The organism is Kribbella sp. NPDC049174 (genome assembly GCF_043197365.1).
Lineage (GTDB): Bacteria > Actinomycetota > Actinomycetes > Propionibacteriales > Kribbellaceae > Kribbella.
The window spans coordinates 211,772-238,420 of record NZ_JBICSZ010000004.1; the positions used below are offsets into that span (position 1 = coordinate 211,772).

Below are 26,649 nucleotides of genomic sequence, written 5' to 3' on the forward strand. Positions count from 1 at the left end.
GTCAGGCCACCGACCGGCGTGCGCCCGGCAGCCTCGCGGCCACAAGCGTGCCGCGCGAGGGCGTGGTCTCGATGGTCAGCGTGCCGCCGGCCGACTCGACCCGCTCACGCATGTTGGCCAGACCTTCGCCAGCATGCGCTGCCCCGAGATCGAAGCCGGCACCGTCGTCCTGGACGGTCACCTCCAGGACGGTGGGACCACCGCGCAGATCCAGCCGGATCGCCGTCGCCGACGAGTGCTTGGCCGAGTTCTGCATCGCCTCCAGCGCACAGAAGTACGCCGCGGCCTCGACGCCGGCCGGGTAGCGGCCGATGTCAGCCGCGACCAGTTCGGCCGGCAGCGGGCTCCGGGAGGCCGCCGACCGCAGGGCGACCGCAAGCCCTTCGTCGACCAGCAGACTCGGGTAAATGCCCCGCGACAGGCTGGTGATCGTCTCGATGGTCGCGGCAGCCGCCTGGCGCTGCTCCACGAGCAGCCGATCGGCGCGTTCGGGTGACCGTCCGGCCAAGGTGTGGGCCAGTCTCAGGTTCACCGCGAGCGCGACCAGGTGCTGTTGAGCGCCGTCGTGGATGTCGCGCTCGAGCCGCTTCCGCTCGGCGTCCTGCGCGTCAACGAGTCGTTGCCTCGAGCTTCGCAGTTCCGCTGCCAGCCTGGACAGCTCGGCGAGCCGATGAACCAGCTCGGCCCGCAACCGCTCGGCGCGCAGGACGAGTCCGGCCTGGTTGGCCAGCCCCGCGAACAGCCGTTCCTCGATTGGTGTCAGCGGTACGTTCTCGTGTTCCTGCACGACCAGAACGCCCAGCAGTTCGCCGGCCTGGCGCACCGGCAACTGCCGCCGGCCGGGCACCTCACGGGCTGTCGCGCCGTTCGTCGGCCAGGTTGCGGCGAGCCTCAACCGCCCGTCGACCATCAGCCACACCTGCGCTGCCTTCGCGCCCGTACCGGCGGCCAGGACCTCGGCCATCCGGGCCGGCAGGTCATCGGTCGCCGGGCCGCCGGTCACCGTGGGCGAGAACCGGCTCAAGACCTCGTACGGCGACTGCGATCCGCGGTGCACCAGCCGCGACACGGCGACCTCGAGCCGTGACTGCACCCGCCCGAGGGACAGTGCCACCACCGTGGTCGCCAGTACGGAAAGTCCCGTATGCGGCGATGAGGTGTGGCCGATCAGTGCACCACCGCCCAGCACGATGACGACGTACACCAGCACCACGAACACCACGAGCCCGCCCAGCACCAGCAGCGCAGCGAGTTGTTCACGGCGGCTCCGCCGTCGCCCCCACGACTTCACCTCTGCAGTCTGCGCCCGCCGCGAACGGGATGGGAGTGCCCGAACCCCCGGGGTGGGGTCAGCCGCACGATCGTCCGCCGATTGCCCACGGCCAGCGCCCCGGCGTCGTGCGCCCAGCCCGATGGGATCAGGCGGCCGGAACGCCTTTGCTGGGATCACGCCGCTCGACCGGGGGGTCGAAACCAGGGCACATCGCAATCAGGCACAGGGAGAATCACATGTCTGCCACCACCACCATCGCTCCGACGACGACCGCGGCCCGGGCCGAGGGCGTCAGCAAGTTCTACGGCAGCGGCGACGCGACCATCGCCGCACTCAAGGACGTCCATGTCAGCCTCGAGGCCGGCCGGTTCACCGCGATCATGGGGCCGTCCGGCTCGGGCAAGTCGACCTTGCTGCACATGCTCGCCGGCCTCGACCGGCCGACGTCGGGCGAGGTGTTCCTCGGGGACACCCGGATCACCTCGCTCAACGACAAGGCGCTCACGCTGCTGCGCCGGGACCAGATCGGCTTCATCTTCCAGTCGTTCAACCTGCTGCCGACGATGAGCGCCGCCGAGAACATCGTCCTTCCGATCCGCATCGCCGGCCGCAAGCCGGACGAGGTCTGGGTCAGGTCGATCGTCGACAAGCTGGGCCTCACCGACCGGCTGACCCATCGCCCGACCGAACTGTCCGGTGGGCAGCAGCAGCGGGTGGCCGCGGCCCGCGCGCTCGCCTCGCGCCCGCAGATCGTCTTCGCGGACGAGCCCACCGGGGCCCTCGACTCAGCGGCGGGAACCGAACTGCTCGGCTTCTTGCGCAAGGCCGTCAAGGAACTCGGCCAGACGGTCGTCATGGTCACCCACGACCCGACCGCCGCCAGCTACGCCGACCGGGTGCTGTTCCTGGCCGACGGGCACGTCGTCGACGAGATGTTCGAGCCGACGGCCGACGCCGTTCTCGACTTCATGAAGCATCTGGGAGCCTGACCATGTTCACCGCAACGCTGCGCGGCATGCTCGCACACAAGGTGCGACTCGCCCTGACCGTGGCCTCGATCGCACTCGGGGTCGCGTTCCTGGCCGGCACCCTCGTCCTGACCGACACCATGCACCTGGCCTTCGGCCAGTTGTTCGGCAAGGTCTCCGCCGGCACCGACGCGGTCGTCCGCGCCGAGGCCGCCTACAGCCAGTCCGAAGGCATCAGCACCAGCCGGGCGCCCATCCCCGCCTCCGTCCTCACCCAGGTCCGCGAGGCCGATGGGGTCCGCACCGCCGAGGGCTCGGTGAGCGGCTACGCGCTGCTGACCGACAACAACGGCCGCGCCGTGCTGACCAGCGGTGGAGCTCCCACCATGGGCTACAGCCTGCCGGCCGATCCCGCCCTGCGCGGTGACGTCAAGCTGCTCACCGGTACGGCGCCATCGGGTGCGCACCAGGTGGCGATCGACGCCACCAGCGCCGAGGAGCACGACATCGCGATCGGCTCCACCATCAAGGTGCTGTTCCGCGGTCCGACCCAGGAGTTCACCGTGGTCGGCACCGTCGGCTTCGGCAGCGAGAAGAACCTCGGCGGTACGACGGGCGCGTACTTCGACTCCGCCACCGCACAGAAGGTGCTGGGAGCGCCTGGCCTCTTCGACTCGATCACCGTGAGCGCCGCCCCCGGCGTGTCACCGGCCGACCTGGCACAGCGGATCAACGAGGTCCTGCCGGACGGCGCCGAGGCAGTCACCGGTGCGACCGTGGTGAAGGAGTCCACGGACGCGGTCAACGCGGACCTGAAGATCGTCACCATTCTGTTCATGATCTTCGCCGGGATCGCCTTGTTCGTCGGCTCGTTCATCATCTGGAACACCTTCACCATGACGATCACCCAGCGGTCCCGCGAGATCGCTCTGCTGCGGGCCATCGGCGCCACCCGGCGCCAGGTGAACCGGAGCCTGGTGCTCGAGGCGCTGATGCTCGGCTTCATCGCCTCGGCCGTCGGTCTCGGCCTCGGCCTCCTCGTCGCCAAGGGCCTCAACCTGCTGATGGACGCGGTCGGTTTCAGCCTGCCCAGTACGTCGCTGCAGGTGGAGCCACGCACCATCGTGGTCTCGCTGCTGGTCGGCACTGTGGTCACCGTCGTGGCCGCACTCGTCCCCGCCTACCGGGCGACGAAGGTCCTGCCGGTCGAGGCTCTGCGCGAGGCAGTGCCAGGCGCCGGCAACCCGACGAAGAAGCGCGTCATCAGCGGAGCAGTCGTGACCGTGATCGGTCTGACCGGACTGTTCATGACCTTGTACGCCGACCTGAGCATGAAGCTGTTCGGCCCCAGCCTGCTGGCCGTCATCGTCGGTGTCCTGATGCTGCTGCCGGCCGCCGCCCGTCCGCTGGCGTCACTGATCGGCGTACCGCTGCGACTGCGTGGACTGCCCGGCGAGTTGGCCCGGCAGAACGCGATGCGCAATCCCCGTCGGACGTCGTCCACGGCCGCCGCGCTGATGGTCGGACTGACCCTGGTCGTCGGCATGGGCGTGTTCGCCTCGTCGCTGAAGGCCTCGTTCGGGGACATCATCGGGGACTCGACCAAAGCCTCCTTGTTCATCACGCCCTCGAGTGCGCAGGGACCGGGCTACAGCCCCGAGGCGATCAAGGCGGTCCAGGGCGTGTCCGGGGTCGACAAGGTCTCCGCCGCCAGCTGGGGGCAGGCCCGGTTCAACGGTGCGGACTCGAGCTACTCCGCCGTCGACCCGGCCACCGCGACAGCAGGGCTGAACCTGCGGTTGTCGGCCGGCTCCGTGTCAGATCTCGGCACCACCGGAGTGGTCGTGGCGCAGTCCGCCGCGACGACGAACGGGTGGAAGGTCGGCGACACGATCGGGACCGAGTTCGCCGAGACCGGGAAGCACACCATGAAGGTCGTCGGCATCTACGACAGCAAGGGCTGGATCAGCGACGACTTCGTCATCAGTATCGCCGCTCAGACCGCCGCGGCCGGTCCGCAGCTGATCACCTCCGGCCTGGTCACGCTCGTGCCCGGCGCCGACCGGGCGACCGTCCAGCAGGCCATCACGGCGGCCCTGGCCGACCACCCCGACGCGAAGGTGCTCGATCGCAAGGGCTTCGAGAAGGAGGCCAGTGGTTTCATCGACCAGTTGCTCACCTTCGTCACGGTGATGTTGCTGCTCGCGGTCCTCATCGCCCTGCTGGGCATCGTCAACACCCTGGTGCTGTCGGTGTTCGAGCGGACCCGTGAGTTGGGTCTGCTGCGGGCAGTCGGCATGACACGGGCTCAGGTCCGGGCGATGGTGCGCTGGGAGTCTGTGGTCATCTCCCTGATCGGTGCACTGGCCGGCGCCGCCCTCGGCATCGGCTTGGGGCTCGCACTGTCGCAGGCACTCGCGGACGAGGGGATCAAGGCCATCTCGATCCCCGGCCTGCAGGTGGCGCTCTACGTGGCACTGGCCGCGGTCGCCGGTGTTCTGGCGGCCGTCGGACCGGCCAGGTCCGCCGCCAAGGTCGACGTCCTGAAGGCGGTGGTGGCGGACTGAGAACTGGTTGAGCGGGAACAGACGAAGGCCCGGACCGTGAGGTCCGGGCCTTCGTGTTCTCTGGTAGCCCCGACGGGATTCGAACCCGCGCTACCGCCTTGAGAGGGCGGCGTGCTAGGCCGCTACACAACGGGGCCAGAGGGTTGTTATCCGGTCCTTGCGGGCCGGGCAACGAGGTTGAACTCTACCGATTTCCATCGGTGCGGTCCAATCCGCTGGGGTACTAGGACTCGAACCTAGACTAACTGAACCAGAATCAGACGGGCTGCCAATTACCCCATACCCCAAAGGCATTTCACTGCCGCTGTGAGTTTGTCTCCGCCCTCACAACCTGGCTCGAAGAGAGTACCCGAGCAAGGGCCCGGACACCAAAACGGGGTCCCCCCGGCGGGTTGTCACTCCCGTCACACCAGTCTCTTGCCGGGCAGCGGAGCAGGGGTCAGCGGCAGGTCGCAGACGGTCGCCAACTTGAACCGCCGCGCCAGCCACAACGCGACCAGACCGAATGCCACGAACTTGGTCACGTCGACCGCCACCAACGACCACGGCGCGTCGTCGGCGCCCAGACTGTCACCCACGCTGTCGGTCAACGCCGCGAACACGAACGTCACCACGTTGTTCGCCGCGTGCGCCGCGATCGACGCCTCCAGACCACCGGTGCGTACGACGAGGAAGCCGGCCACCAACCCGAACGCGAACCGGTCCAGGAACAACGCCGGGCTCTCCCACGGCCAGATCCCGTGCGCCATCGTGAACAGCACCGTGGTGACGAGCACCGCCACCACGGAGCTCCGCACCAGCGCGCCGACCGCCTGCAACAGGTAGCCGCGGAAGAAGTACTCCTCCCCCGCCGCCTGGAACGTCGACGTGAGCAGCGTGACCGCGATCACCGCGGCCGCATCCGGTGCGATGCCGCCGTTCCCGTCGCCCAGCAACTCGACCCCGCCGAGCTGGATGACGCCGAGCATCAGCAGCTCGAGCAGTACGGCGGCCACCGCGAACCAGCCCAGCGACCGCCACCGCAGCCTGCCGACCACCGAGGACAACAGCCCCGGCGTCTGCCGGTTGAGCTTCTGGGCGACCAGCATGCTCAACGGGATCAGCACGATCAGCGACAGGTTCGTCGCCAGCAGCCCGAACCAGGAGACGGTCCCCTCGGGGTCCTTCCGGATGCCCTGCTGGACGGTCAGGATCACCAGGCTGGTGAAGATCCAGCCGGCGAAGATCGTGAACGCCCCGAGGACCACGTACCCGCTCGGGGTCGACGGGTTCCGCAGCAACCGGTGGTAGAGCTGCGGTCCCGCCTCTTTGACCTCTTTCGACATCAGTCAGCCAGTAGCGACGCGCGGGCCTGCTCGAGCCGGTGCAGCGACTTCTCGCGGCCCAGCAGCTCCAGCGACTCGAACAGCGGCGGCGAGATCCGGCGTCCGGAGATCGCCACCCGGACCGGGCCGAACGCGTTCTTCGGCTTCAGGCCGAGCCCTTCGACGAGCGACGTACGCAACGCCGCCTCGATCGCCTCGGTGGTCCAGTCGACATCGCCCAGCGCCTTGACCGACGCCTCCAGGACAGCACCCGCGTCGCCGGTCAGCACCTTGCCGGCCGCGTCCGGGTCGAGTGTGAAGGCGTCCTCGTCGACGAACAGGAAGCTCAGCATGTCGACCGACTCCGACAGCGTGTTCATCCGCTCCTGCACCAGCGGTACGGCGGCCCGCAGCACGGCGAGCTGGTCCTCCGACGGCTCGGCCGGCAGCACGCCCGCCTGGGCCAGGAACGGGATCATCCGCTGCCCGAACTCCTCCGGGTCCAGCAACCGCATGTGCGCCGCGTTGATCGCCTCGCACTTCTTCGGGTCGAACCGGGCCGCGTTCGCGTTCACCTTGCGGATGTCGAAGGCCTCGATCATCTCGGCCATGGTGAAGACGTCGCGGTCGTCGGCGATCGACCAGCCGAGCAGGGCCAGGTAGTTCAGCAGGCCCTCGGGCAGGAAGCCGCGCTCCATGTACTCACCGAGGCTGGAGCTCGGGTCGCGCTTGGACAGCTTCTTGTTGCCCTCGCCCATCACGAACGGCAGGTGCCCGAACCGTGGGGTTCGGCCGCTGCCGACGCCGATCCCGGCGAGTGCCTCGTAGAGCGCGATCTGCCGCGGCGTCGACGGCAGCAGGTCCTCGCCGCGCAGCACGTGGGTGATCTCCATCAGCGCGTCGTCGACCGGGTTCACCAACGGGTAGAGCGGGTGACCGTTGGCACGGACCAGCACGTAGTCGCCCAGGTTCTCCGGCAGGAAGGTGATCTCGCCACGGACCAGGTCGTCGAACACGATCGGGCGGTCGGGCATCCGCAACCGGACCACGGGCCGGCGGCCTTCCTCGACGTACGCCTTGACCTGGTCCTCGGTGAGGGTGCGGCAGTGGCCGTCGTACCCGCTGTGCTGGCCGGCGGTGCGAGCTGCCTCGCGGCGCTGGTCGAGCTCCTCCTGGGAGCAGTAGCAGTGGTACGCCTTGCCGGCGGCGAGCAGCTTCGCCACCACGTCGGCATAGATGTCCATCCGCTCGGACTGCTGGTACGGGCCGTGGTTGCCGCCGACCTCGGGGCCCTCGTCCCAGTCGATGCCCAGCCAGCGCAGCGACTCGAGGGTGAACTGCAGGCCCTCCGGCGTATTCCGGGCGGTGTCGGTGTCCTCGATCCGCAGGACCAGCTTGCCGCCGAAGTGCCGGGCGAACGCCCACGCGAACAGTGCTGTACGGATGTTCCCGACGTGCAGGAGGCCCGTCGGGGAGGGGGCGAACCGCAGCCGCACCTGGGTTGGTTCCAGGCCCCCGAGGACATCATCGCCGGTAGGGGCAGGCCTGTCAGTCACGCACGATCACCTTGTTCGTCAGAGTTCCGATTCCTTCGATGCTGACCGACACCTCGTCGCCGGGCAGCATCGGGCCGACACCCGCGGGGGTGCCGGTGAGCACCACGTCGCCGGGCAGCAGCGTGGTGAAGGAGGTGATGTAGGCCAGCACCTCCGCGATGCCGAAGATGAACTGCGAGGTCCGCCCGTCCTGCTTCGGCTCGCCGTTCACCTCCGTGCTGACCCGCAGGTCGGACACGTCGAGCTCGGTGGTGATCCACGGGCCGAGCGGGCAGAACGTGTCGTACCCCTTGGCCCGGGCCCACTGCCCGTCGGTCTTCTGCAGGTCGCGCGCGGTCACGTCGTTGGCCACCGTGTAGCCGAAGATCACCTCGTTGACCCGCTCCTTGGGCAGGTCGCGGCAGATCCGGCCGATCACGATCGCCAGCTCGCCCTCGAAGTGCAGGTTGTTGGTCTGCTCGGGGTAGACGATGCCGTCGCGCGGGCCGATCACCGAGGTGTTCGGCTTCAGGAAGATCATCGGCTCGGCCGGGACGTCGTTGCCCAGCTCCGCGGCGTGCGCGGCGTAGTTGCGGCCGACGCAGACCACCTTGCTGCGCGGGATCACCGGCGCCAGCAGCCGGACGTCGGCCAGTTGCAACTTCTCCCCGGTGAACTGGACCGGCCGGTAGAGCGGGTCCGAGTCGAGTACGGAGACGGTACCGACGAGTCCCTCGGGGTCGTCGGTCTCGACGACGCCGTACTTCGGTTCGTCGTCCACGGAGAATCTGGCGATACGCACGGCCCGAGCCTACCGTCGGCGTGGGATGAGACAGTTATCCGGTGACCTCTGAGATCCGCCTGGCCGTTCCGGGCGAGTACGACGCTGTCGGCGAGCTGACCGTCGAGGCGTACGCGTACGACGGGTTCGTGCCGGCGGGATCCGACTACGCGTCGACGCTGCGGGCCGCCGCGGACCGGGCGGCCAAGGCAGAGGTGTGGGTCGCGGTCGACGGTGCCGAACTGCTCGGGACGGTGACTTACTGCCCACCCGGCTCGATCTATCGGGAGATCGGTCTCGACGACGAGGGCGAGTTCCGGATGCTCGGAGTGTCCAGCCGTGCGCGTGGCCTGGGGATCGGGACGGCGCTGACCGTCCGTTGTATCGAGCGCTCCCGCGAGCTCGGTCTGGGCCGCGTGGTGATGAGTAGCGCGACGTACATGACGACGGCGCACCGCATCTACGAGCGCCTCGGCTTCGTCCGCCTGCCCGAACGCGACTGGTCCCCCATCACCGGTGTCGATCTCTACGCCTTCGCCCTGGACCTGTGACTGTCACACTTTCGCCCACCGAATGGGGACCACTGCAGCGGTCCCATGCCGAGCGTGCCGACGCCCTGGTCGCCGATCACCTGGACCGCCGGAAGCGGCGCGAAGCACACCCGGTCGAGGACTTCCTCTTCACCTACTACCCCACCCGTCCCAACCAGCTCCGCGTCTGGCATCCCGGCCCCGGCATCCGCCTCCAGGACGCTGTCGAGTACGACGGACGCCGCGGCTACACGTATGCCGACGGAGTGGCTTTCCTGGATCCGGCCGAAGCGGTCCGCCGGCGCGACAGCATTCAGTGGATCCACCGGTTGCTGGCGGCGACCGCGGATCGGCAGCCGCAGTTCGGCTGTTTCGGGTTGCACGAATGGGCGATGGCCTACCGGACGAACGACGTACGGCATCAGAAGTGGCCGTTGCGACTAGGTGCCGAGGGCACCGATTCGGTGGTGGAGTCGCACAAGGTCGCGTGCTCGCACTTCGATGCCTTCCGCTTCTTCACCACCCCGGCGCGTGGGCTGAACGTTCTGCAGCCCACCCGTGAATCCCAGCCCGCGCTGGAACAGGGCGGCTGCCTGCACGCCAACATGGACCTCTACAAGTGGGCCTGCAAGCTGATGCCGTTCACTCCCAGCTCGCTGGTGCTGGACTGCTTCGAACTGGCCCGCGACATCCGCACGTTGGACATGCGCGCCTCGCCGTACGACCTGTCCGGCCTGGGCTACTCCCCTGTGCTGATCGAAACACCGGCAGGCAAAGCGGAGTACGCCGCCGCCCAACGCTCCTTCGCCACCCGCGCCCGGCCACTCCGGCTGCAACTCGTCGCACTATGCGAGGAGTTACTCCAGTGAGTGGTTGAATTCGAGCGTGACCACCCATGCTCAGGGGACCCGGAGCCCGGCCAAGGCGGCGTTGATGGTCGGGGCCCTCGGGGTCGTGTTCGGCGACATCGGCACCAGCCCGATCTACACGATCCAGACGGTCTTCAATCCCGAGGACCCGCACCCGGTGGCTGCCTCGACGGACAGCGTGTTCGGGATCATCTCGCTGATCTTCTGGTCGGTGACGCTGATCGTGACGATCAAGTACGTACTGCTCGTGCTGCGCGCCGACAACAACGGCGAGGGCGGGATCTTCGCGCTGATCACCCTGATCAGGGGCCGGAGCGTGCCAGGCGGCAGACGGGCCAAGTACACCTTGGCGGCCCTCGGCATCTTCGGTGCCTCGCTGTTCTTCGGCGACAGCATGATCACCCCGGCCATCTCGGTCCTGTCCGCGGTCGAGGGCCTCAAGGTGGTCCAACCGGAGCTGGAGCATCTGATCGTCCCGATCACCGCGGTGATCATCATCATCCTGTTCGCCGCTCAGCGGCTGGGCACGGCCCGGATCGGCCGCTCGTTCGGACCGGTCATGGTGCTGTGGTTCCTGGCGATCGGCGCCTGTGGGGTGTCGGGGATCGCCAAGCATCCGGAGATCCTCAAGGCGCTGTCGCCGACGTACGCCCTCGGCTTCCTCACCGGTCACTTCTCGACCGCGTTCTTCGCCCTCGCCGCCGTCGTCCTCGCGATCACCGGTGCCGAGGCCCTGTACGCCGACCTCGGTCACTTCGGCCGGTCTCCGATCACCCGGGCCTGGCTGTTCCTCGTCTTCCCGGCCTGCATCCTCAGCTATCTCGGCCAGGGCGCTCTGGTGCTCGAGGACCCGAACGCGTTCAGCAGCCCGTTCTTCCTGCTCGTCCCGGACTGGGGCCGGCTGCCGATGGTGCTGCTGGCCACGGCGGCGACGGTGATCGCGTCCCAATCTGTCATCACTGGAGCGTTCTCGGTCGCCCGGCAGGCGGTTCAGCTCGGCTACCTGCCCCGGCTGCGGATCAAGCACACGTCCGAGGAGACCGTCGGCCAGATCTACGTGCCCTGGGTCAATTGGGCACTGATGATCTCCGTCCTCACCCTCGTCTTCGCTTTCCAGACGTCCGCGGCGCTCGCGTACGCGTTCGGGATGGCGGTCACCGGGACCGTCACCATCACCACGCTGCTGTTCTTCTACATCGTCAGGCACCAATGGGGTAAGCCGCTCTGGGTGGTCATCGGCGGCGCCGCCGTCTTCCTGACCGTGGAACTGCTCTTCCTGGCCGCCAACCTGACCAAGCTCACGCATGGTGCCTGGCTGCCGTTGCTGATCGGCATCACGGTGTTCACCGTCCTCACCACCTGGCAGCGCGGACGCGCACTGGTCACCAGGACGCGGGAGACCAAGGAGGGCTCGCTGCGGGTCTTCATCGACGAGTTGCACGAGCGGCCGGTCCGGCGGGTCCCCGGTACGGCGGTGTTCCTCAACCGGGGCGACGCCACCGTCCCGCTGGCGATGCGCGCCAACGTCGAGCACAACCACATCCTGCACGAGCAGGTGGTGATCCTCTCGGTCGAGACGCTCCAGATGCCGTACGCCGAGGAGGAGAACCGGATCGTGGTCGACGATCTCGGCTACGTCGACGACGGCATCATCCACGTCACCGCCCGCTACGGATACATGGAGACCGCGAACGTCCCCGAGACACTGCGGCTGGCCGCCGAGCAGAGTCCCGAGCTGTCGGTGGACCTGGACGACACGTCGTACTTCCTGTCCACCATCGAGCTCCGGGTCGGCGACTCCCCGGATATGCCCCGCTGGCGCAAGCGCCTGTTCGTGGCCACCTCGGGTATCACCGCCGACGCGGCAGAGTACTTCGGCCTGCCGCGCGACCGGGTCGTCATTATGGGATCGCACATCAGCGTCTAGGGTCTTCGCATGGGGAAGATCGTCGCGATCGCGCTCGGCGCGCTGCTCACCGTGTCCGGGGCGATCTTCACGTTCCAGGGGCTCGGCTATCTCGAAGGCAGTTCGATGACCGGCAGCAGCTTCTGGGCCATCGTCGGCCCGATCATCGCCGCCGCCGGCGTCTCACTGCTGTACGTCGCGTTCCGCGGGCCGCAGCAACGCCGCTAGCAGCAGCAAGCCGAACATCACCAGCAACAGGATCCAGCGCGGGTCGTTGAGCATCAGGTCGTCGAAGGCCTGCGTACGTTCGGCCGGCGACAGGGGCTGGGTGGAGTGCTCGGAGTCGGCCCAGCCCAGACGGGCCGGGACGAACGCGATGTAGGTCCAGACGCGCATCGCGAAGTAGAGGGCGGCCGCGGCCACGATCAGGATCCGGCGCCGGCCCGGGCGCCAGCCGACGTACAGGATCAGTGGGATGACGAGGATCTCGAGGATGCTGTTGACGGCGATGTAGTACGGGATCGACGGCAGGAACATCTGCTCCAGCGCGTCGCCGGTGAGCGACGTACTGTCCAGCGCGCCCTTCAGCAGCAGGATCGCCATCAGCCCGCCGCAGCCGGCGAACGCGAACCCGGCCGCGCCGATCGCGATCATCGCGTCCTCGGCCCGTCGGTGCCGGATCCGCCGGGCGACCAGACCGACCAGGAATCCCCAGGTCGCGCCGAGCAGGATCGCGAGCGGCCACGGCAGGAACTCGCCGAGGTTGAACAGTCCGGTGATCAGGGCACTGAACGGCACCACCAGGAAGTACGGCGTCAGTCGAGTCATGATCGGAGTCAAACATTTTGCTGCTTGAAGCAGCTACTGCTTGGAGCAGTTACCAGGGATGGTTCAGGGGAACCCGTAGGTTTGGTCCATGGCGAGCACCCGCGACGAGCTGCTGGACGCTCTGATCCAGGAGATGCCGTGGTACATCTCGGCCGCGACGCGCTTCCAGATCGCCGTCGCCGACCAACTCGGGATGCCGTTGACCGACGTGCACGCGATCGGCGCCCTGCTGGAGATCGGGCCGGCCGGGGTACGACGACTGGCCGACCTGATGGGGATGACCACCGGCGCCGTCACCCGCCTGGTCGACCGGCTCGAACGGGCCGGTTACGTCCTCCGCGAACCCGACCCGGCCGACCGCCGCCGCGTCGTCGTACAGGTTGTCCCCGAGCGGGTCGCCGACATCGCCCAGTACTACGAACCGATCGGCGAACGCTGGTCCGAGCAGGTCTCGGCGTACTCCGACGCCCAGTTGGAGTTCGTGCTCGACTTCCTCCGCCAAGGCCGCGAACACGCCCAGACGGAGACCACAACCCTCCGCACCCAGGGCCGCCCGCACGCCACCCGCCGCAAATCCGCCGACTGACTCAACGGCGGAACGCTCAGGCCGGCGTGCGCAGCACCGCCCACTGGTAGTGCATCGGGCCATCGCCATCACGCCACGACAACCATTGCTCGACGGTCCCGTGCCGTGCGAGAGCCTCCTGCATCACGCTGTCGGTCCGGATACTGAAGAATCGCCCCGGCCCGAATCCGCTCTCGTCCTGCCAAACCCGTTCCCCGCCGACCTCGTCACCCCACAGGCCGATCCCCACCGGAGCGCCCGGCCGCAGCACCCGCACGATCTCCGCCAACGCCTGGTCGAGATCCGCGTCCGCGACATGCAACAGCGTGCTCATCGTCCAGCCCGCCTCGAACGTCGCATCCTCGAACGGCAACTCCAGCACCGAGCCGACCTGCGCATTCAGCCCGAGCGACCGGCAAGCCTCGACACTGGCCGGAGCCAGATCGACCCCGGTATAAGCGAACCCGGCCTCGGCGAACGCTTCGCCGTCGCGGCCAGGCCCGCACCCGATCTCGACCACCGAGCGTCGACCTTCTGCGGCCAAGTGGCGCAGGTACGCCGCACGCACCCGGACCCTGGAGTCCGGCAGCTCCCGATCCTGACGGTCGCGAACCTCGTTGGTGTAGTAGCTGATCAGATCGCTCTCGCGCTGCGCCCGCCCGTCAGTCGTCACGACTTCGTGGCCTTCAGCGCGAAGAGGAGCGGGACGCGGGGTGCGTCGTCAGGGAGACGCCACCAGCCTTCGGGAGTTTGTTGCATCGACGGCCAGCGCGGCCACTGCAGGACTTCGGATTCGCGCAGGGTGGTGATGCTGAAGCCCGTGGCGGCGAGCGTGGTGACGAGCTCGCCGAGACCGTGGCGCCACTCGTAGCTGCGTTGGCGTCCCGGCACCTCGTCACCGGTGTAGGTGACAGTTGAGTCGTGCGCGATCGGACCGCGGCCTTCGAGGTAGTCGGTGCGGATCGTCAGGTCCTCGGATTCACCCGGGAGCGAGACCGGACGCAGTGCGTTGAGGAGTGGGTGGAACTCGACGATGTACAAGGCGCCGCCGGGTTTGAGGAGCTCCCGGACCACCTTCGCCCACTGCTGCAGATCGGGCAGATAGCAGAGCGCGCCCTTGCCGGTGTAGACGACATCGAACTGACGGCCCGGCAGCGCGTCCACCGCGTCGTACACATTGGCGTGCACGTACTCGACGTCGAGCCCGGCGTCGGCCGCGATTCGTCGAGCCTCCTCGAGCGACCGCGCGGACAGATCCAGACCGACCGCACGCGCCCCGCGTCGGGCGAACGCGATCGTCTCGGTGCCGAGATGACACTGCAGATGCAGTACGTCGCGACCGTCGAGCGGACCGAGGTCCTCCCACTCGTAGTCGGCGAACCAGTACTCGGCCGGCTGACTGTAGAACCCACTCGCCGCGTGTAACGGCGCCCGAGCGTCCCAGTCCGCCTCATTGGCCGCCACCATCTGCCGTGTGTCCGCGTCCAACGTCACCGGCGCCTCCGTTCCTCCGCGTTGAGTCAGCGCCCAGTCTGCCCAAGCGCGGGTCCACACCTCGGCGCTCATGCTCATCGCGGATCCTTACCTACAGTCATCACGCGGACCCCGCGTACGACGGGGTCCGCGCCGCAGCCTAGAACGTGGCTTCCGCGGTGACCTTCGCGTAGGCCTTGCTGAATTGACCGTCCGGGACGCAGTTCAGCACCTGCGTCTGACCGGGCTCCAGGTCGCTGCTGTTGCACTGGACATTGCCCAGCACCTCGCCGCTCTTGCTGACGAACTTGAAATGCAGGAAAGCGGTGGACGTACTGTCGCTGACGTTCGTGACCTTGCCGGCGACAGAGAACATGCCGGCTTCGCTCGACACTGTCCATCCGGCCAGCGTCTGGTGCTTGCCGACCGAGAACGCCTTTCCTACCTTCACTTCCTGCGGTGCGCTGCGAGCGGTCGAGTCCTCCACGCTCTTGACCAGTTCGTTGCCGGCCGAGGCGAGGAACGCCATACATCCACCGACACCGAGCACACAGATGACCAGGAGAACGAGAAACACGTTCCGGACCGTGTGTTTCTTCTTCGGCAGCCGCGGATAAGCCATCGGCGGCTGAAATTGGGCAGGCTGCTGCTGCGGGTACTGCGTCACGATTCCCCCCTAGGAATACGGTCAGGTGAAACTGCGCCGCGACCTGTCGGTCGTTCCCCCGGCGCGTTACTCCGCGTGACTCTACTCCGGTTCGCGACGCTCCGTAATCACGATTCGGTCTCACTCTGGATCGGTCCTTGTTCAAGGTTATGGAGTAAGCTTGAGCAAGGAAGGGATTTGATCATGGCGCGGGCGGAGTTGCATCGGTGGCCTGGGCATCCGGACGGGTTCACCCGGGCGGAGCGGCTGGGCGGGTCGTACGAGCTGTACTTCCCGGATCCGCTGGTCGGCCGGGTGTTCGACCTGAGTGACGACGTGCTGGCCGCGCTGGAGGATGCGGCCGGCGATCTCGGTCGGCTTGATGCGACCGCCGCCGTACTCACGAACAGTGAGGCACTGGCACGACTGCTGCTGCGGGCCGAGGCGGTCGGGTCCTCGCAGATCGAAGGGTTGGTGGTCGGGGCGCGGCGACTGCTGAAGGCGGAGGTGTTGCGGGAGCGGCAGCGTGATGTGACCGCCGAAGAGGTGCTCGGCGCGGTCGACGCGATGACGTGGGTGACCGAGTCCGTCCAGGCCGGCGACAAACTCGAGGTCGGGCATCTGCTCGAGGCCCACCGCCGGCTGATGACGCACTCGCCGAACCCGGACTTCGGCGGCGAGGTCCGCTACCTGCAGAACTGGATCGGCGGCCGCTCCCCCGCCGAGGCGTACTACGTCCCACCGCCGGCGCAGCTGATCCCCGAGCTCCTGACCGACCTGATGACGTTCGTCCGCGAGTCCCGCCTGCCGGTGCTGGCGAAGACCGCGATCGCGCACGCACAGTTCGAGACGATCCATCCCTTTGCCGACGGCAACGGTCGGACCGGCCGGGCGCTGATCCACCTGATCCTGCGTGCGGAGGGCCTGGTCGAGCGGACCGTCCCGCCGGTGTCGCTGTCGCTCGCAACCCACGCGACCCAGTACGTCGAAGCACTCACCGCCTTCAGGCACACTGGCAAGCCGACCAGCCCGCGCGCCCGCACGGCGGCCAACCAGTGGCTGCTCATGTTCGCCGCCGCCTGCAGTCATGCGACCGCGGAGGCAGCCCGATTCGAACGAGCCGCGGCCGATCTCAAGACCGACTGGCGTGAGCGTGCCGCACCGGTCCGGGCCGGCTCGGCCGTGGAACTGCTGATCGACACGCTCCCCGCCGCACCCGTACTCACCCTGGCCGGCGCGGCCCGGCTGATCGACCGATCGCAACAGGCCGCCAACCAGGCGCTCGCTCGCTTGGTCGAGGCGCGCATCCTGCGCGAGGTCACCGACGGCCGCCGGAACCGCGTCTACGAGGCGCCCGAACTGATCGACGCCTTCACCCTGCTGGAACGACGGTTCGCCAGCCCGGCGGCCGATACCAGGATCGAACCGCCTACCAGACCAGTACCGTCGAGGCCAGAACCGACACACCGTGCACATTGACTTTCTCCTCCCGTCGGACAATAATTCGAACACATGTTCGATCTTGCCGCAAAATCCGACGGGGAGCGTGAGGAAACGTGATGCCGGAGCCGTTCGACTGGGACATCCTGTACCGCCCATCGGCGATGGCGATGGTCCGCGGCCAGCTCGGCTTCAGCTGGATGGTGTTGTCCGGCCGGCTCGCCGAGCTGACCGACGAGCAGTACTTCTGGCAGCCGAGCGGCGAGGCGCTGACCGTCGTCCGGCGCCACTACGCCGGCCGGTTCCGGTCACTCGGCTCCGGGGAGTGGGTCGCCCAGTGGCCCGATGAGCCCGACCACCGCGGGCCGCGCACGATCGCGTGGCTGATCGCGCACCTGACCGAGCAGTTCTTCGAGCGCTGGGAGTGGACCTTCGGCGAGCGCCGCCAAGGGCGTGCCGACATCACCCTGCACGGCAACGCGCGGGACGCCGTCGCCTGGCTGGCGCACTGGGTGGACGCCTGGCAGGACTCGATCGCCGCGCTGGACGAGGATCAGGTGATGACCGTCGGCCTCAGCCAGGCGACCGAGCTCGACGCCGGCGAGCCGTTCGGTCACGTCGTCCTGCGCCTCAACCGCGAGCTCATCCACCACGGCTCCGAGATCATGACGCTACAAGATCTTTCTGCGGCCGCCGCGTGAGAACCACAACATGTGCGACATGCGGCGTGGCGCTACCACAAGATCTAGGTCCGGCCACCTAGCATCGCTACTGCTGGTGGTTCGGAGCGGCCGGCTGACACGGCGGACCGTTCCGAGGCAACAGGGGAATCCGGTGCGACTCCGGAGCTGCCCCGCAACGGTGAGCGGAAGCCTTCCGCGAGTCCGGATACCTGCCACCGGCGCGTGCACCGCCGGTGCACGCGGTCCGAGACCTCGAGGGCGGGTCGCAGGGCGTGGCAGCAGCAATCCCGGCCGGTGCTGGCTGTCCCGTCATGCTTCCTCTCCACGAGCGTCCACGGTCCTCCGAACTCGCGTGGAATGAGCATCTGTGACCATCGCTTCGTCATCCCGATCGGCGGCTGCCGTGCCGGCCGATCAACCCGCCCCGGCCAATCAACACAGCCAACTGACCGTCGTCCGCCGCGACGGCAGCAGCACCGCGTTCGACCAAGCCAAGATCTCGGTCGCCATGACCAAGGCGTTCCTTGCCGTCGAGGGCGCCGAGGCCGGCGCCACGCACCGGGTCCGGGACCTCGTGACCGACCTGACCGGCCGGGTCGTCGACGCCCTCACCAGCCGAGGTGATGCCCGTCGCAGCGTCCAGGTCGAGGACATCCAGGACCAGGTCGAGCTGGCGCTGATGCGCGCCGGTGAGCACCAGGTCGCCCGCGCGTACGTCCTCTACCGCGAGGAGCGCACCAAGGCCCGCACGCCCGCCGACCCCGCCGGCGTCACCGAGAAGCCCGCGATCAGCGTCCGCGCGGCCGACGGCAGCACCGCGCCGCTGGATGTCGACCGCCTGCGCGTGATCGTCGCCGAGGCGGCCGACGGCCTCGACTCCGTCGATCCCGAGCTGATCCTCGACGAGACGCTCGGCTCCTGCTACGACGGCATCGCGCAGCACGAGGTGGAGCTCGCGCTGGTGATGGCCGCCCGGAGCTACGTGGAGACCGAGCCGCAGTACAGCTTCGCCGCGTCCCGCCTGCTGCTGGACCAGATCCGCCGCGAGACGCTCGGCCGGGTCCACGGTGAGCCGCGTCAGGCCAGCCAGGCCGACATGACCGCGGCGTACCCGGCGTACTTCCCGGAGTACGTCCGGACCGGGATCGAGGCCGGTCAGCTCGACCCGGAGCTGGCCGACTTCGACCTGACCAGGCTCGCGGCGGCGATCCGGCCCGAGCGGGATCTCGACTTCGCGTTCCTCGGCCTGCAGACCCTCTACGACCGCTATCTGCTGCACATCGACAAGGTCCGGTACGAGCTGCCGCAGGCGTTCTTCCTCCGGGTGGCGATGGGGATGGCGCTGCGCGAGGACGACCGGGAGGCACGGGCGATCCAGTTCTACGAGCTGCTCAGCTCGTTCCGCTTCATGTCGTCGACGCCGACGCTGTTCAACTCCGGCACCACCCGGCCGCAACTGTCGTCGTGCTTCCTCACCACCGTCGAGGACGACCTGGCCGGCATCTTCACCAAGATCCGCAACAACGCCCTGCTCGCCAAGTACTCCGGCGGCCTCGGCAACGACTGGACCCCGGTGCGCGGTATCGGCGCCAAGATCCGCGGCACCAACGGTGAGTCGCAGGGCGTCGTACCGTTCCTGAAGATCGCCAACGACACGGCGGTCGCAGTCAACCAGGGAGGAAAGCGCAAGGGCGCGGTCTGTGCCTACCTGGAGACCTGGCACATCGACATCGAGGAGTTCCTCGACCTCCGTAAGAACACCGGCGACGAGCGGCGCCGGACCCACGACATGAACACGGCGAACTGGGTTCCCGACCTGTTCATGCAGCGGGTCGCGGCGGACGGCCAGTGGACCCTCTTCTCCCCCGACGAGGTTCCCGACCTCCACGACCTGTACGGCGCTGCCTTCGCCGAGGCCTACCGTGGTTACGAGGACGCGGCGGACCGTGGCGAGATCAAGGTGTTCCGGCGGGTCCGGGCGGTCGAGTTGTGGCGGCGGATGCTGACCGTACTGTTCGAGACCGGCCATCCGTGGATCACCTTCAAGGACGCCTGCAACCTGCGGTCACCGCAGCAGCACGACGGCGTGGTCCACTCGTCGAACCTGTGCACCGAGATCACCCTCAACACCACGGTCGACGAGACGGCCGTCTGCAACCTCGGTTCGGTCAACCTGGTCGCGCATCTGACCGAAGGCGGGCTCGACGCCGAGTTGCTCCGCGACACCGTGAAGACGGCGGTGCGGATGCTCGACAACGTCATCGACGTGAACTTCTACACCACCCCGGAGTCCGAGCGCGCGAACCAGCGGCACCGCCCGGTCGGTCTCGGCTTGATGGGGTTCGCCGACGCGTTGTTCACGCTGCGGATCCCCTACTCCTCCGACCAGGCTGTCGCGTTCGCGGACAGCTCGATGGAGCAGATCAGCTACCACGCGATCGAGGCGTCCAGCGACCTCGCCGCCGAGCGTGGCCGCTACTCGACGTACGACGGTTCACTGTGGAGCCGGGGCATCCTGCCGATCGACTCGCTCGCGCTGCTCCGGACCGCCCGGGACGGAGACATGATCGTTGACGAGGGCAAGCAGCTCGACTGGGACGCACTGCGGGCCAAGGTCGAGCGGGACGGGATGCGCAACTCCAACGTGATGGCGATCGCGCCGACCGCGACGATCTCCAACATCTGCGGGGTCAGCCAGTCGATCGAGCCGACGTACAGCAACCTGTTTGTGAAGTCGAACATGTCGGGCGAGTTCACCGTGGCGAACCCGTACCTGGTCGCCGACCTGAAGGCGCGCGGGCTGTGGGACCAGGTGATGGTGTCGGACCTGAAGTACCACGACGGCATCCTGGCCGGGATCGAGCGGATCCCGGCCGACCTGCGCGAGCTGTATGCGACCGCGTTCGAGATCGACCCGCAGTGGCTGATCAAGGCGGCGTCGCGGCGGCAGAAGTGGATCGACCAGGCGCAGTCGCTCAACCTCTACATGTCCGCACCGTCGGGCCGGGCGCTGGACGAGCTCTACCGGTCGGCATGGCGTCATGGCCTCAAGACGACTTATTACCTGCGTTCCCAGTCAGCGACCCACGTGGAGAAGTCCACCCTGAAGGGCACCGACGGCCGGCTCAACGCCGTACCCGTCACTGTGCCGTCGCCGGCCGCGGCGCCGCAGCCCGACCCGCTCGCCGCTCCCCTGCCCGAACCGACCGGAGCCGTCTGCTCCCTCGACGACCCCGACTGCGAGGCCTGCCAGTGACCACCACGACCGGATTGGGAGAAATCGCCCTCGGCGCGGACCGGGTTCACGTCGACGACAAGGCGATGATCAACGCGCGGGCCGACGTCAACCAGTTGCTGCCGCTGAAGTACCGGTGGGCCTGGGACAAGTACCTTGCCGGGTGCAACAACCACTGGATGCCGACCGAGGTGTCCATGCAGGCCGACATCGCGCTGTGGAAGTCGCGCGACGGTCTCACCGAGGACGAGCGGCTGATGCTGAAGCGCAACCTCGGCTTCTTCGCCACCGCGGAGTCGCTGGTCGCGAACAACATCGTCCTCGCCGTCTACCGGCAGCTGACCAACCCCGAGTGCCGGCAGTACCTGCTGCGCCAGGCGTTCGAGGAGGCCGTGCACACGCACACCTTCCAGTACATCTGTACGTCGCTCGGCCTCGACGAGGGTGAGTTGTTCAACATGTACCGGGAGGTGCCGTCGATCTCGGACAAGGACGCCTGGGCGCTGAAGTACACCCAGCATCTGGAGGACCCGGACTTCCGCACCGGGACGCCGGAGTCCGACACCGCGTTCCTGCGCGATCTGATCGCGTTCTACGTGGTGTTCGAGGGGATGTGGTTCTACACCGGGTTCGCGCAGATCCTGTCGCTCGGCCGGCGGAACAAGATGGTCGGGATCGCCGAGCAGTACCAGTACATCCTGCGCGACGAGTCGATCCACCTGAACTTCGGTATCGACTGCATCAACCAGATCAAGCAGGAGAACCCGCACCTGTGGACACCTGAGTTCCAGGGCGAGGTGCGGCAGATGCTGACCGAGGCTTGCGAGCTCGAGGTGGCCTACGGGCACGCGACGATGCCGAACGGCATGCTCGGCCTGACCGCGGAGCTGTGCGAGCAGTACATGCACTTCATCACCGATCGCCGGGCCGAGCAGATCGGCCTCGCCCCGATCTTCGGCGAGACCCGCAACCCGTTCGGCTGGATGTCGGAGGTGATGGACCTGAAGAAGGAGAAGAACTTCTTCGAGACCCGCGTGATCGAGTACCAGTCGTCCAGCGGGCTGAGCTGGGACTGACCACCGAACTGGAGAGCCCCGGGCCTGGGCCCGGGGCTCTCCAGCGGTCAGCGCGGGTTGTTCGCGTGGGTCAGGGTTTCCCAGGCGAAGAAGTAGTTGGCGCCGGCCGGGCGCTTGCTCTCGGTGTAGCGCAGCGTCGTGGGCATCGGCATGCCCAGCCGGTTGTGGTAGTGGTTGTAGACGATCTCGGTGACCGCGCCGAGGCCGAGTTTCACGGTGCCGCCGCAGAGGTCGGGTGGTGTCGGCGCCCCGTTCTCGAGGCGCGTGTGGAAGTAGTAGCCGTCGGTCAGGCGGTCCTTGGCCTCGGCGTACAGGTTGACGCCCTGATGCCAGGCCGTTTCGGCGACATGGGTGGCGGCGGTGAGCCCCCAGCCGGTGTGGCCGAAGTCGCGGCAGGTCTCCTGCGCGAGCCCGTCGGAGAAGGTGGACTGGCCTTGCCAGTAGTCGACGATCTCCTCGCGGGTGTCCATCGGGCACGTGGTCGGCGCCTTGGGCAACGAGCCGTCGCTCTTCTGGTAGATGTAGCCAGGCAGCCGGCCGCGCCAGATGCTGATCGCCTTGTCGAATGCGGCCCGGTCGTCCAGGAAGACGGCGATGCCGATCGCGGCGTCCGTCATGATCAGTTCCCAGTTGCCGTTCTTGCAGCCGGCGCCGTTGCGGACCTCGGGCAGGTAGATGTCGCGCAGCATCTTCTCGAACCGGACGCGCTGCGGCCAGGAGCCGTCGTACGTGTGCTTGATCAGCTCGCCGGCCCGGGAGAACGAGGCGCCGGACCATCCGGTCTGCAGCGGGGCGTTCGAGTTGGTGTGGTCCTGCAGGACCGCCGACCACGCGTCCATGATCTCGATCGCCTTCTGGGCGTGGCGAGCGTCGCGGTCGATGTACCAGAGCAGGGCGTGGGTGTAGGCCGCGAGCGCGTCGTTGCGCTCGTCGGAGCAACCGTTGTTCGGGTTGGAGTTCGAGCCGCACTCGACGATGGCTCGGGGTTTGGGTGTGTACGACAGAGCGGCGTACGTGCTCGCCTTCATCGCGTCGTACGCCGCTTTCTGCGGTTGAGCACCCGCTTGGACCTGCTGGCGGGCGAAGTCGAGTTGCGCCTTGTCGACGAGTACGCCGGGATGGGCGAACGCACCCGGCTTCGGAGGTGGCGCGGCGGCGCCGGGACCGGCAGGCACCAGTGCCGCCGCGATGACGAGAGTGACGAGGAGTGGGCGGTGCAGTCGCCTCATGGCTGCCTCCTGTGAGCGGATGGCAGGAAGCTACCCACGCCGGATGTATTAGTAAACCTTCTTGGCTGAATTCACGGGCGAGCGTCGGATCAGCGACATCGACGCCGGGTACGCCGCCGACGTGCCGAATCCGAGCAGGACGCGGGACAGGATGAGCACCCCGAGCGTCGGGGCCAGCGCACCGAGCAGATCGGCGACACCGACAACCGCCGTACCGATCAGGCAGAGCGGCCGTGGTCCGTACAGGTCGACCAGTCGGCCGATCACCGGCTGACCCACCGCGGTGGCCAGGTAGAGCCCGGTGATCAGCCACGCCGTCTCGGACGGCGGTACGCCGAAGGCCGCACCGATCGGGATCAGCGCCACCGCGAGCATCGACGAGTTGATCGGGTTGAGGATCGACCCGACGACCATCGGCGCGATCAGCCGCCGATCGAACCGACCTGGCGGGGCCTGGCGGGATACCTCGATCTCCTGGGTCACCGCCCGGTCGCCACCACGCCGGCTGTCTCGATCGCGTCGTCGAGGATCGCGAGGGCTTTGATCAGGGTCTGCCGCTCGGCCTCGGTGCAGCGATCCTGCAACGCGCGAGCGAGCCACTCCTGCCGCACGCGTCGATCACCTTGGATCGGGTTGCGGCAAGCTGCCTGACTTCAGCTGTAGTCGACGTCCAGGACGCCGATGACCTTCTCCAGGCGGGCGGCGACCCGGCCGGCGTCGAAGCCGTCGCCCTCGACCGTGATGCGCAGTGACCCGTCGTCGAGAGACAGCGCGAGTTCGCGCACGTCGTACGGGTTCAGCATGACGGCGATGCGCGCGAGCATGCCCTCGGTCTCGACCACCTGCGCGGTGAAGACGGTGACGGTTCGTTCGACCGCGAGGAGGCTCATCGGGCCACCTCCTTGTGGCGGAGCAGGCCGTAGGTAAACCCGTCGACGAGGGCTTCCCAGGACGCCTCGACGATGTTGTGGCCGACCCCGACCGTCACCCAGGAGCCCTCGCCGTCCGCGGTCTCGATCAGGACTCTGATCACCGCGTCGGTGCCGTGGCCCTGGTCGAGGATGCGGACCTTGTAGTCGACCAGCTCGAACTTGTTCACCACCGGGTACGCGCGCTCGATCGCGGTCCGGAGCGCGTGGTCGAGGGCGTTCACCGGGCCGTTGCCCTCACCGGTGACGATCTCCCGCTCGCCGGCCGCGACCAGCTTCACCGTCGACTCCGAGACCGCCTCGCCGTCGGCGCGCGACTCGGTGATCACCCGCCACGACTCGACGTCGAAGAAGCTGGCCCGCTGACCGGTGACCTCCTCGGTGAGCAGCAGCTCGAACGACGCGTCGGCCGCCTCGAAGGTGTACCCGCGGGCCTCCATCTCCTTGACCCGGTCGGTCACCCGGCTGACCAGTTCGCGGTCGTTGCCGAGGTCGAAGCCGAGTTCGCGGCCCTTCAGCTCGACGCTGGCCCGGCCGGCCATCTCGGAGACGAGCATCCGCATGTCGTTGCCCACCCGGGCCGGATCCGTGTGCTGGTAGAGGTCGGGATCCACCTTGATGGCACTGGCGTGCAGCCCCGCCTTGTGGGCGAAGGCGGACACACCGACGTACGGCTGCCGGGTCGACGGCGGCACGTTCGTCACTTCGGCGATCGCGTGCGCGATCCGGAACGACTCGGCCAGCTTGCCGGCCGGGAGCAGTTTCAGTTCCCGCTTCAGTTCGAGGTTGGCGACGATCGCGAGCAGGTCCGCGTTCCCGGTCCGTTCGCCGTACCCGTTGATGGTGCCCTGGACGTGCGTGACGCCGGCCTCGACGGCGGCGATCGAGTTCGCCACCGCGCAGCCGGCGTCGTTGTGACAGTGGATGCCGAGCCGGGCTCCGGTCGATTCGAGGACATCGCGGACGATGTCCTGCAGCTCCCGCGGCAACGTCCCGCCGTTGGTGTCGCACAACGCGACCACGTCGGCGCCGGCCTCGGCGGCTACCCGTACTACCTCCAGGGCGTAGGCGCGGTTGGCCCGGTAGCCGTCGAAGAAGTGCTCGGTGTCGAGGAAGACCCGCTGACCGCTCTCGCGCAGATGGCGGACCGTATCGGCGACCATCCGGAGGTTCTCGTCGAGCGTCGTCCGCAGCGCGCGTTCGACATGGGCATCGTGGCTCTTGGCAACGAGTGTGACGACGGAGGCGCCGGACTCCCGCAGCGCGGCGACCTGCTGGTCGTCGGCGGCGGCGGTCTCCGGCTTGCAGGTCGCGCCGAAGGCCGCGAACGTCGCGTTCCGCAGGTGCAGTTCGGTCCGCGCCCGCTCGAAGAACTCGGTGTCCTTCGGCACCGCCCCCGGCCAGCCACCCTCGATGAAGCCGACCCCCAAGTCGTCCAGGTGCTGCGCGATGGCGATCTTGTCGGGCACGGACAGCGCCAGCCCCTCCTGCTGGGCACCGTCGCGCAGAGTCGTGTCGTAGACGTGGAAATCGTCCGAGATGCTCATGGTCGGCCTTCCGGGGGGCTGGCGGTCTTCACTACGAGGTACGGGACTGGGTTCTTGGCTGGCACTTGACTGGGGCAAACAAAAAACCTCCCGCAAGGTGCGAGAGGTCTGCGCGCTCAGGTACTGCTGCTGAGCGCGCCTAGAGAATAATGACCCGGTAGTTCTTCATGACATTTCGCAGTCTGCCACAACATGTCCACGGGGTGGCGGAAACGTCTCGAATCACGAACATTCAGTACTGCGGGGGCCCGCACAGTCCAGGTTCTACGCGGTGAGCGACCAGCCCGGATCGTCCCACGCGGTGTAGAAGTCCTCCCGGCTGAGCGGGCGCAGACCCCATTCGTCCCGGTCCAGGGCCTGGTCTGTGAGCATGCCCTCATCGTCCTCGAGACGCTGCCACCAGTACCGGGTCAGGGTGCCGTCCTCGGCCGCGCCGAGCTGGCGGATCACCACCCATTCGCGCTCGTGCCAGACCGCCTCGTACAGCCAGTCGGTGCCCCCGTCGTCGGCCAGCGCGCCGTACGTGCGCGGCGCGGTACCGCGATCGAGATCCCGGATCAGCTCCACGGTCGACCGGATCGCGGCCACTGTCTCCCGCGACCACCCACGCCGCTCGGCGAGCTCTGCGTAGTAGGCCTCGACGTCGTCCGGGAAGCTGCTCATGGGCCCCGACCCTACCGAAACCCACCTGTGGACAGCGACCGTCGGTCCACACCCCAGACCTGAAAAGATCCTGTGAAAACGACTGCTTGAGAAGGGAACCACCAGTGACTGACGAGGCCCACCGCCGGGACGCGTTCGAGGATGATGTGCGTACGGCGTTGTTCCGGCCGACGGGGGAGCTGAAGCGGGTGCAGTTTCGGCTGATGGGGTTCGCGATGGGGTTGTCGCTGCTTGTGCTGCTCGCGCCGACCTGGCTGATCACGCGGATCGAGAGCGGACGATCGGGCCGGATCTACAGCGGGATGAGCCTGTTCGGGCTGACACCGGGTGCCGACTCGCCGATGGGTGCCCTGGGCACGTTTCTGTTCCTGGTGTATCTGCTGCTGGCGCTGGCGTTGCTGGTGGTGCCGACGGAGACGCCGTACGCGCTGGTCGCCGGGATCGGCGGGCTGGTCGCGACGTTCGTGATCGTGGTGAATCAGCCCGAGGCGCGCGGCAGCCAGGTCATCGACTGGAGCGGCGCGCCGGCGGTTGCCCTCGGCATCTGGTTGCTGGCGATCGTCCTGGCCGGCGTCGCACGGACGACGACCCGCTCCTGACGC

26 protein-coding genes, 2 tRNA genes and 1 riboswitch are annotated in these 26,649 nt (G+C 68.0%); of the genes, 12 read left to right on the forward strand and 16 right to left on the reverse strand.

The annotated features are described in order from the left end of the window. Position 1: 1 nt before the first annotated feature. Positions 2-1,291 (reverse strand): histidine kinase, encoded by a 1,290-nt coding sequence (locus ACGFIF_RS23080; RefSeq protein WP_393157137.1) that lies wholly within the window; start codon positions 1,289-1,291, stop codon positions 2-4. Positions 1,292-1,509: 218 nt separating this feature from the next. On the opposite strand from ACGFIF_RS23080, the gene ACGFIF_RS23085 reads away from it, so the two are divergent. Both ACGFIF_RS23085 and ACGFIF_RS23090 read left to right on the forward strand, forming a co-directional pair. Further along, positions 1,510-2,262, forward strand: coding sequence for an ABC transporter ATP-binding protein (locus ACGFIF_RS23085; protein ID WP_393157138.1), 753 nt, complete (start codon positions 1,510-1,512; stop codon positions 2,260-2,262). Between the two features lie 2 nt (positions 2,263-2,264). After that, positions 2,265-4,808, forward strand: coding sequence for an ABC transporter permease (locus ACGFIF_RS23090; RefSeq protein ID WP_393157139.1), 2,544 nt, complete (start codon positions 2,265-2,267; stop codon positions 4,806-4,808). Between the two features lie 61 nt (positions 4,809-4,869). On the opposite strand, the gene ACGFIF_RS23095 is transcribed toward ACGFIF_RS23090, so the two are convergent. The 5 genes from ACGFIF_RS23095 to ACGFIF_RS23115 all read right to left on the reverse strand — a co-directional run bounded on the left by ACGFIF_RS23095 (position 4,870) and on the right by ACGFIF_RS23115 (position 8,449). Further along, positions 4,870-4,945 (reverse strand) — tRNA-Glu (locus ACGFIF_RS23095). 78 nt (positions 4,946-5,023) lie between these two features. Next, a tRNA-Gln gene (locus ACGFIF_RS23100) sits at positions 5,024-5,095 on the reverse strand. Positions 5,096-5,212: 117 nt separating this feature from the next. Beyond that, complete coding sequence (locus tag ACGFIF_RS23105; protein WP_393157141.1) at positions 5,213-6,133, reverse strand: CPBP family intramembrane glutamic endopeptidase; 921 nt, start codon at positions 6,131-6,133, stop codon at positions 5,213-5,215. After that, entirely contained in the window at positions 6,133-7,668 is a 1,536-nt protein-coding gene (gltX, locus tag ACGFIF_RS23110; protein ID WP_393157142.1) for a glutamate--tRNA ligase, read from the reverse strand. Before gltX ends, ACGFIF_RS23105 begins: the two co-directional genes overlap by 1 nt. After that, on the reverse strand, positions 7,661-8,449 hold the full coding sequence (locus ACGFIF_RS23115; RefSeq protein ID WP_393157144.1) for a fumarylacetoacetate hydrolase family protein: 789 nt from the start codon (positions 8,447-8,449) through the stop codon (positions 7,661-7,663). Before ACGFIF_RS23115 ends, gltX begins: the two co-directional genes overlap by 8 nt. Positions 8,450-8,490: 41 nt before the next feature. Between ACGFIF_RS23115 and ACGFIF_RS23120 the strand changes: the two genes are divergently transcribed. From ACGFIF_RS23120 to ACGFIF_RS23135, 4 genes are read left to right on the forward strand one after another with little or no spacing between them, the layout of a single operon-like run. Further along, a complete protein-coding gene (locus tag ACGFIF_RS23120; protein ID WP_393157146.1) occupies positions 8,491-8,979 on the forward strand; it encodes a GNAT family N-acetyltransferase in 489 nt (162 codons plus the stop codon). Further along, entirely contained in the window at positions 8,976-9,827 is an 852-nt protein-coding gene (locus tag ACGFIF_RS23125) for a 3-methyladenine DNA glycosylase (protein ID WP_393157147.1), read from the forward strand. The genes ACGFIF_RS23120 and ACGFIF_RS23125 overlap by 4 nt, the downstream gene beginning before the upstream one ends. A 16-nt stretch (positions 9,828-9,843) precedes the next feature. Beyond that, on the forward strand, positions 9,844-11,754 hold the full coding sequence (locus ACGFIF_RS23130; protein ID WP_393157149.1) for a potassium transporter Kup: 1,911 nt from the start codon (positions 9,844-9,846) through the stop codon (positions 11,752-11,754). A 9-nt stretch (positions 11,755-11,763) separates the two neighbouring features. Next, positions 11,764-11,961: a hypothetical protein gene (locus tag ACGFIF_RS23135; RefSeq protein WP_393157150.1), complete on the forward strand. Its 198-nt coding sequence runs from the start codon at positions 11,764-11,766 to the stop codon at positions 11,959-11,961. On the opposite strand, the gene ACGFIF_RS23140 is transcribed toward ACGFIF_RS23135, so the two are convergent. After that, on the reverse strand, positions 11,917-12,561 hold the full coding sequence (locus ACGFIF_RS23140; RefSeq protein WP_393157152.1) for a hypothetical protein: 645 nt from the start codon (positions 12,559-12,561) through the stop codon (positions 11,917-11,919). The two genes, ACGFIF_RS23135 and ACGFIF_RS23140, sit on opposite strands and share 45 nt — an antisense overlap. A gap of 88 nt (positions 12,562-12,649) precedes the next feature. On the opposite strand from ACGFIF_RS23140, the gene ACGFIF_RS23145 reads away from it, so the two are divergent. Next, on the forward strand, positions 12,650-13,147 hold the full coding sequence (locus tag ACGFIF_RS23145; RefSeq protein ID WP_393157154.1) for a MarR family winged helix-turn-helix transcriptional regulator: 498 nt from the start codon (positions 12,650-12,652) through the stop codon (positions 13,145-13,147). Positions 13,148-13,163: 16 nt separating this feature from the next. On the opposite strand, the gene ACGFIF_RS23150 is transcribed toward ACGFIF_RS23145, so the two are convergent. The 3 genes from ACGFIF_RS23150 to ACGFIF_RS23160 form a co-directional block, all read right to left on the reverse strand. Further along, entirely contained in the window at positions 13,164-13,799 is a 636-nt protein-coding gene (locus tag ACGFIF_RS23150) for a class I SAM-dependent methyltransferase (protein ID WP_393157156.1), read from the reverse strand. Continuing rightward, positions 13,796-14,698 (reverse strand): class I SAM-dependent methyltransferase, encoded by a 903-nt coding sequence (locus ACGFIF_RS23155; protein ID WP_393157158.1) that lies wholly within the window; start codon positions 14,696-14,698, stop codon positions 13,796-13,798. The genes ACGFIF_RS23150 and ACGFIF_RS23155 overlap by 4 nt, the downstream gene beginning before the upstream one ends. Positions 14,699-14,759: 61 nt before the next feature. After that, positions 14,760-15,266, reverse strand: coding sequence for an FxLYD domain-containing protein (locus tag ACGFIF_RS23160; RefSeq protein WP_393157160.1), 507 nt, complete (start codon positions 15,264-15,266; stop codon positions 14,760-14,762). Between the two features lie 183 nt (positions 15,267-15,449). On the opposite strand from ACGFIF_RS23160, the gene ACGFIF_RS23165 reads away from it, so the two are divergent. The 4 genes from ACGFIF_RS23165 (at position 15,450) to ACGFIF_RS23180 (ending at position 21,679) form a co-directional block, all read left to right on the forward strand. Beyond that, on the forward strand, positions 15,450-16,724 hold the full coding sequence (locus ACGFIF_RS23165; protein WP_393157161.1) for a Fic family protein: 1,275 nt from the start codon (positions 15,450-15,452) through the stop codon (positions 16,722-16,724). Between the two features lie 80 nt (positions 16,725-16,804). Further along, positions 16,805-17,386, forward strand: a complete 582-nt coding sequence (locus ACGFIF_RS23170; RefSeq protein ID WP_393157162.1) for a DinB family protein — start codon at positions 16,805-16,807, stop codon at positions 17,384-17,386. Positions 17,387-17,446: 60 nt separating this feature from the next. Continuing rightward, a riboswitch (cobalamin riboswitch) is annotated at positions 17,447-17,600 on the forward strand. A 135-nt stretch (positions 17,601-17,735) separates the two neighbouring features. Continuing rightward, on the forward strand, positions 17,736-20,624 hold the full coding sequence (locus ACGFIF_RS23175; RefSeq protein ID WP_393157163.1) for a ribonucleoside-diphosphate reductase subunit alpha: 2,889 nt from the start codon (positions 17,736-17,738) through the stop codon (positions 20,622-20,624). Continuing rightward, positions 20,585-21,679, forward strand: a complete 1,095-nt coding sequence (locus ACGFIF_RS23180; protein WP_393157662.1) for a ribonucleotide-diphosphate reductase subunit beta — start codon at positions 20,585-20,587, stop codon at positions 21,677-21,679. The genes ACGFIF_RS23175 and ACGFIF_RS23180 overlap by 40 nt, the downstream gene beginning before the upstream one ends. A 47-nt stretch (positions 21,680-21,726) precedes the next feature. Here the strand turns inward: ACGFIF_RS23180 and ACGFIF_RS23185 are convergent, their stop codons facing one another. From ACGFIF_RS23185 to ACGFIF_RS23210, 6 genes are all read right to left on the reverse strand, one after another. Then, positions 21,727-22,908, reverse strand: a complete 1,182-nt coding sequence (locus ACGFIF_RS23185) for an alginate lyase family protein (RefSeq protein WP_393157164.1) — start codon at positions 22,906-22,908, stop codon at positions 21,727-21,729. A 48-nt stretch (positions 22,909-22,956) separates the two neighbouring features. After that, positions 22,957-23,391 (reverse strand): MFS transporter, encoded by a 435-nt coding sequence (locus ACGFIF_RS23190; RefSeq protein WP_393157165.1) that lies wholly within the window; start codon positions 23,389-23,391, stop codon positions 22,957-22,959. Then, positions 23,388-23,519: a hypothetical protein gene (locus tag ACGFIF_RS23195; RefSeq protein ID WP_393157166.1), complete on the reverse strand. Its 132-nt coding sequence runs from the start codon at positions 23,517-23,519 to the stop codon at positions 23,388-23,390. Before ACGFIF_RS23195 ends, ACGFIF_RS23190 begins: the two co-directional genes overlap by 4 nt. Before the next feature lie 42 nt (positions 23,520-23,561). Then, entirely contained in the window at positions 23,562-23,798 is a 237-nt protein-coding gene (locus ACGFIF_RS23200; protein ID WP_393157167.1) for a hypothetical protein, read from the reverse strand. After that, positions 23,795-25,384, reverse strand: coding sequence for a citramalate synthase (gene cimA, locus ACGFIF_RS23205; RefSeq protein ID WP_393157169.1), 1,590 nt, complete (start codon positions 25,382-25,384; stop codon positions 23,795-23,797). Before cimA ends, ACGFIF_RS23200 begins: the two co-directional genes overlap by 4 nt. Before the next feature lie 264 nt (positions 25,385-25,648). Further along, on the reverse strand, positions 25,649-26,047 hold the full coding sequence (locus tag ACGFIF_RS23210) for a hypothetical protein (RefSeq protein ID WP_393157170.1): 399 nt from the start codon (positions 26,045-26,047) through the stop codon (positions 25,649-25,651). A 104-nt stretch (positions 26,048-26,151) separates the two neighbouring features. Between ACGFIF_RS23210 and ACGFIF_RS23215 the strand changes: the two genes are divergently transcribed. Next, the gene (locus ACGFIF_RS23215; RefSeq protein WP_393157172.1) at positions 26,152-26,646 is read left to right on the forward strand and encodes a hypothetical protein; all 495 of its coding nucleotides are present in this window, start codon (positions 26,152-26,154) and stop codon (positions 26,644-26,646) included. Positions 26,647-26,649: the final 3 nt, after the last annotated feature.

Bases quoted from the DNA above. Each gene is read 5' to 3' on its own strand.
- ACGFIF_RS23085 (WP_393157138.1), top strand. From the start codon at position 1,510: ATGTCTGCCACCACCACCATCGCTCCGACGACGACCGCGGCCCGGGCC.
- ACGFIF_RS23105 (WP_393157141.1), bottom strand. From the start codon at position 6,133: ATGTCGAAAGAGGTCAAAGAGGCGGGACCGCAGCTCTACCACCGGTTG.
- ACGFIF_RS23140 (WP_393157152.1), bottom strand. From the start codon at position 12,561: ATGACTCGACTGACGCCGTACTTCCTGGTGGTGCCGTTCAGTGCCCTG.
- ACGFIF_RS23185 (WP_393157164.1), bottom strand. From the start codon at position 22,908: ATGAGGCGACTGCACCGCCCACTCCTCGTCACTCTCGTCATCGCGGCG.
- ACGFIF_RS23090 (WP_393157139.1), top strand. From the start codon at position 2,265: ATGTTCACCGCAACGCTGCGCGGCATGCTCGCACACAAGGTGCGACTC.
- ACGFIF_RS23135 (WP_393157150.1), top strand. From the start codon at position 11,764: ATGGGGAAGATCGTCGCGATCGCGCTCGGCGCGCTGCTCACCGTGTCC.
- ACGFIF_RS23210 (WP_393157170.1), bottom strand. From the start codon at position 26,047: ATGAGCAGCTTCCCGGACGACGTCGAGGCCTACTACGCAGAGCTCGCC.
- cimA (WP_393157169.1), bottom strand. From the start codon at position 25,384: ATGAGCATCTCGGACGATTTCCACGTCTACGACACGACTCTGCGCGAC.
- ACGFIF_RS23155 (WP_393157158.1), bottom strand. From the start codon at position 14,698: ATGAGCATGAGCGCCGAGGTGTGGACCCGCGCTTGGGCAGACTGGGCG.
- ACGFIF_RS23165 (WP_393157161.1), top strand. From the start codon at position 15,450: ATGGCGCGGGCGGAGTTGCATCGGTGGCCTGGGCATCCGGACGGGTTC.
- ACGFIF_RS23200 (WP_393157167.1), bottom strand. From the start codon at position 23,798: ATGAGCCTCCTCGCGGTCGAACGAACCGTCACCGTCTTCACCGCGCAG.
- ACGFIF_RS23170 (WP_393157162.1), top strand. From the start codon at position 16,805: ATGCCGGAGCCGTTCGACTGGGACATCCTGTACCGCCCATCGGCGATG.
- ACGFIF_RS23145 (WP_393157154.1), top strand. From the start codon at position 12,650: ATGGCGAGCACCCGCGACGAGCTGCTGGACGCTCTGATCCAGGAGATG.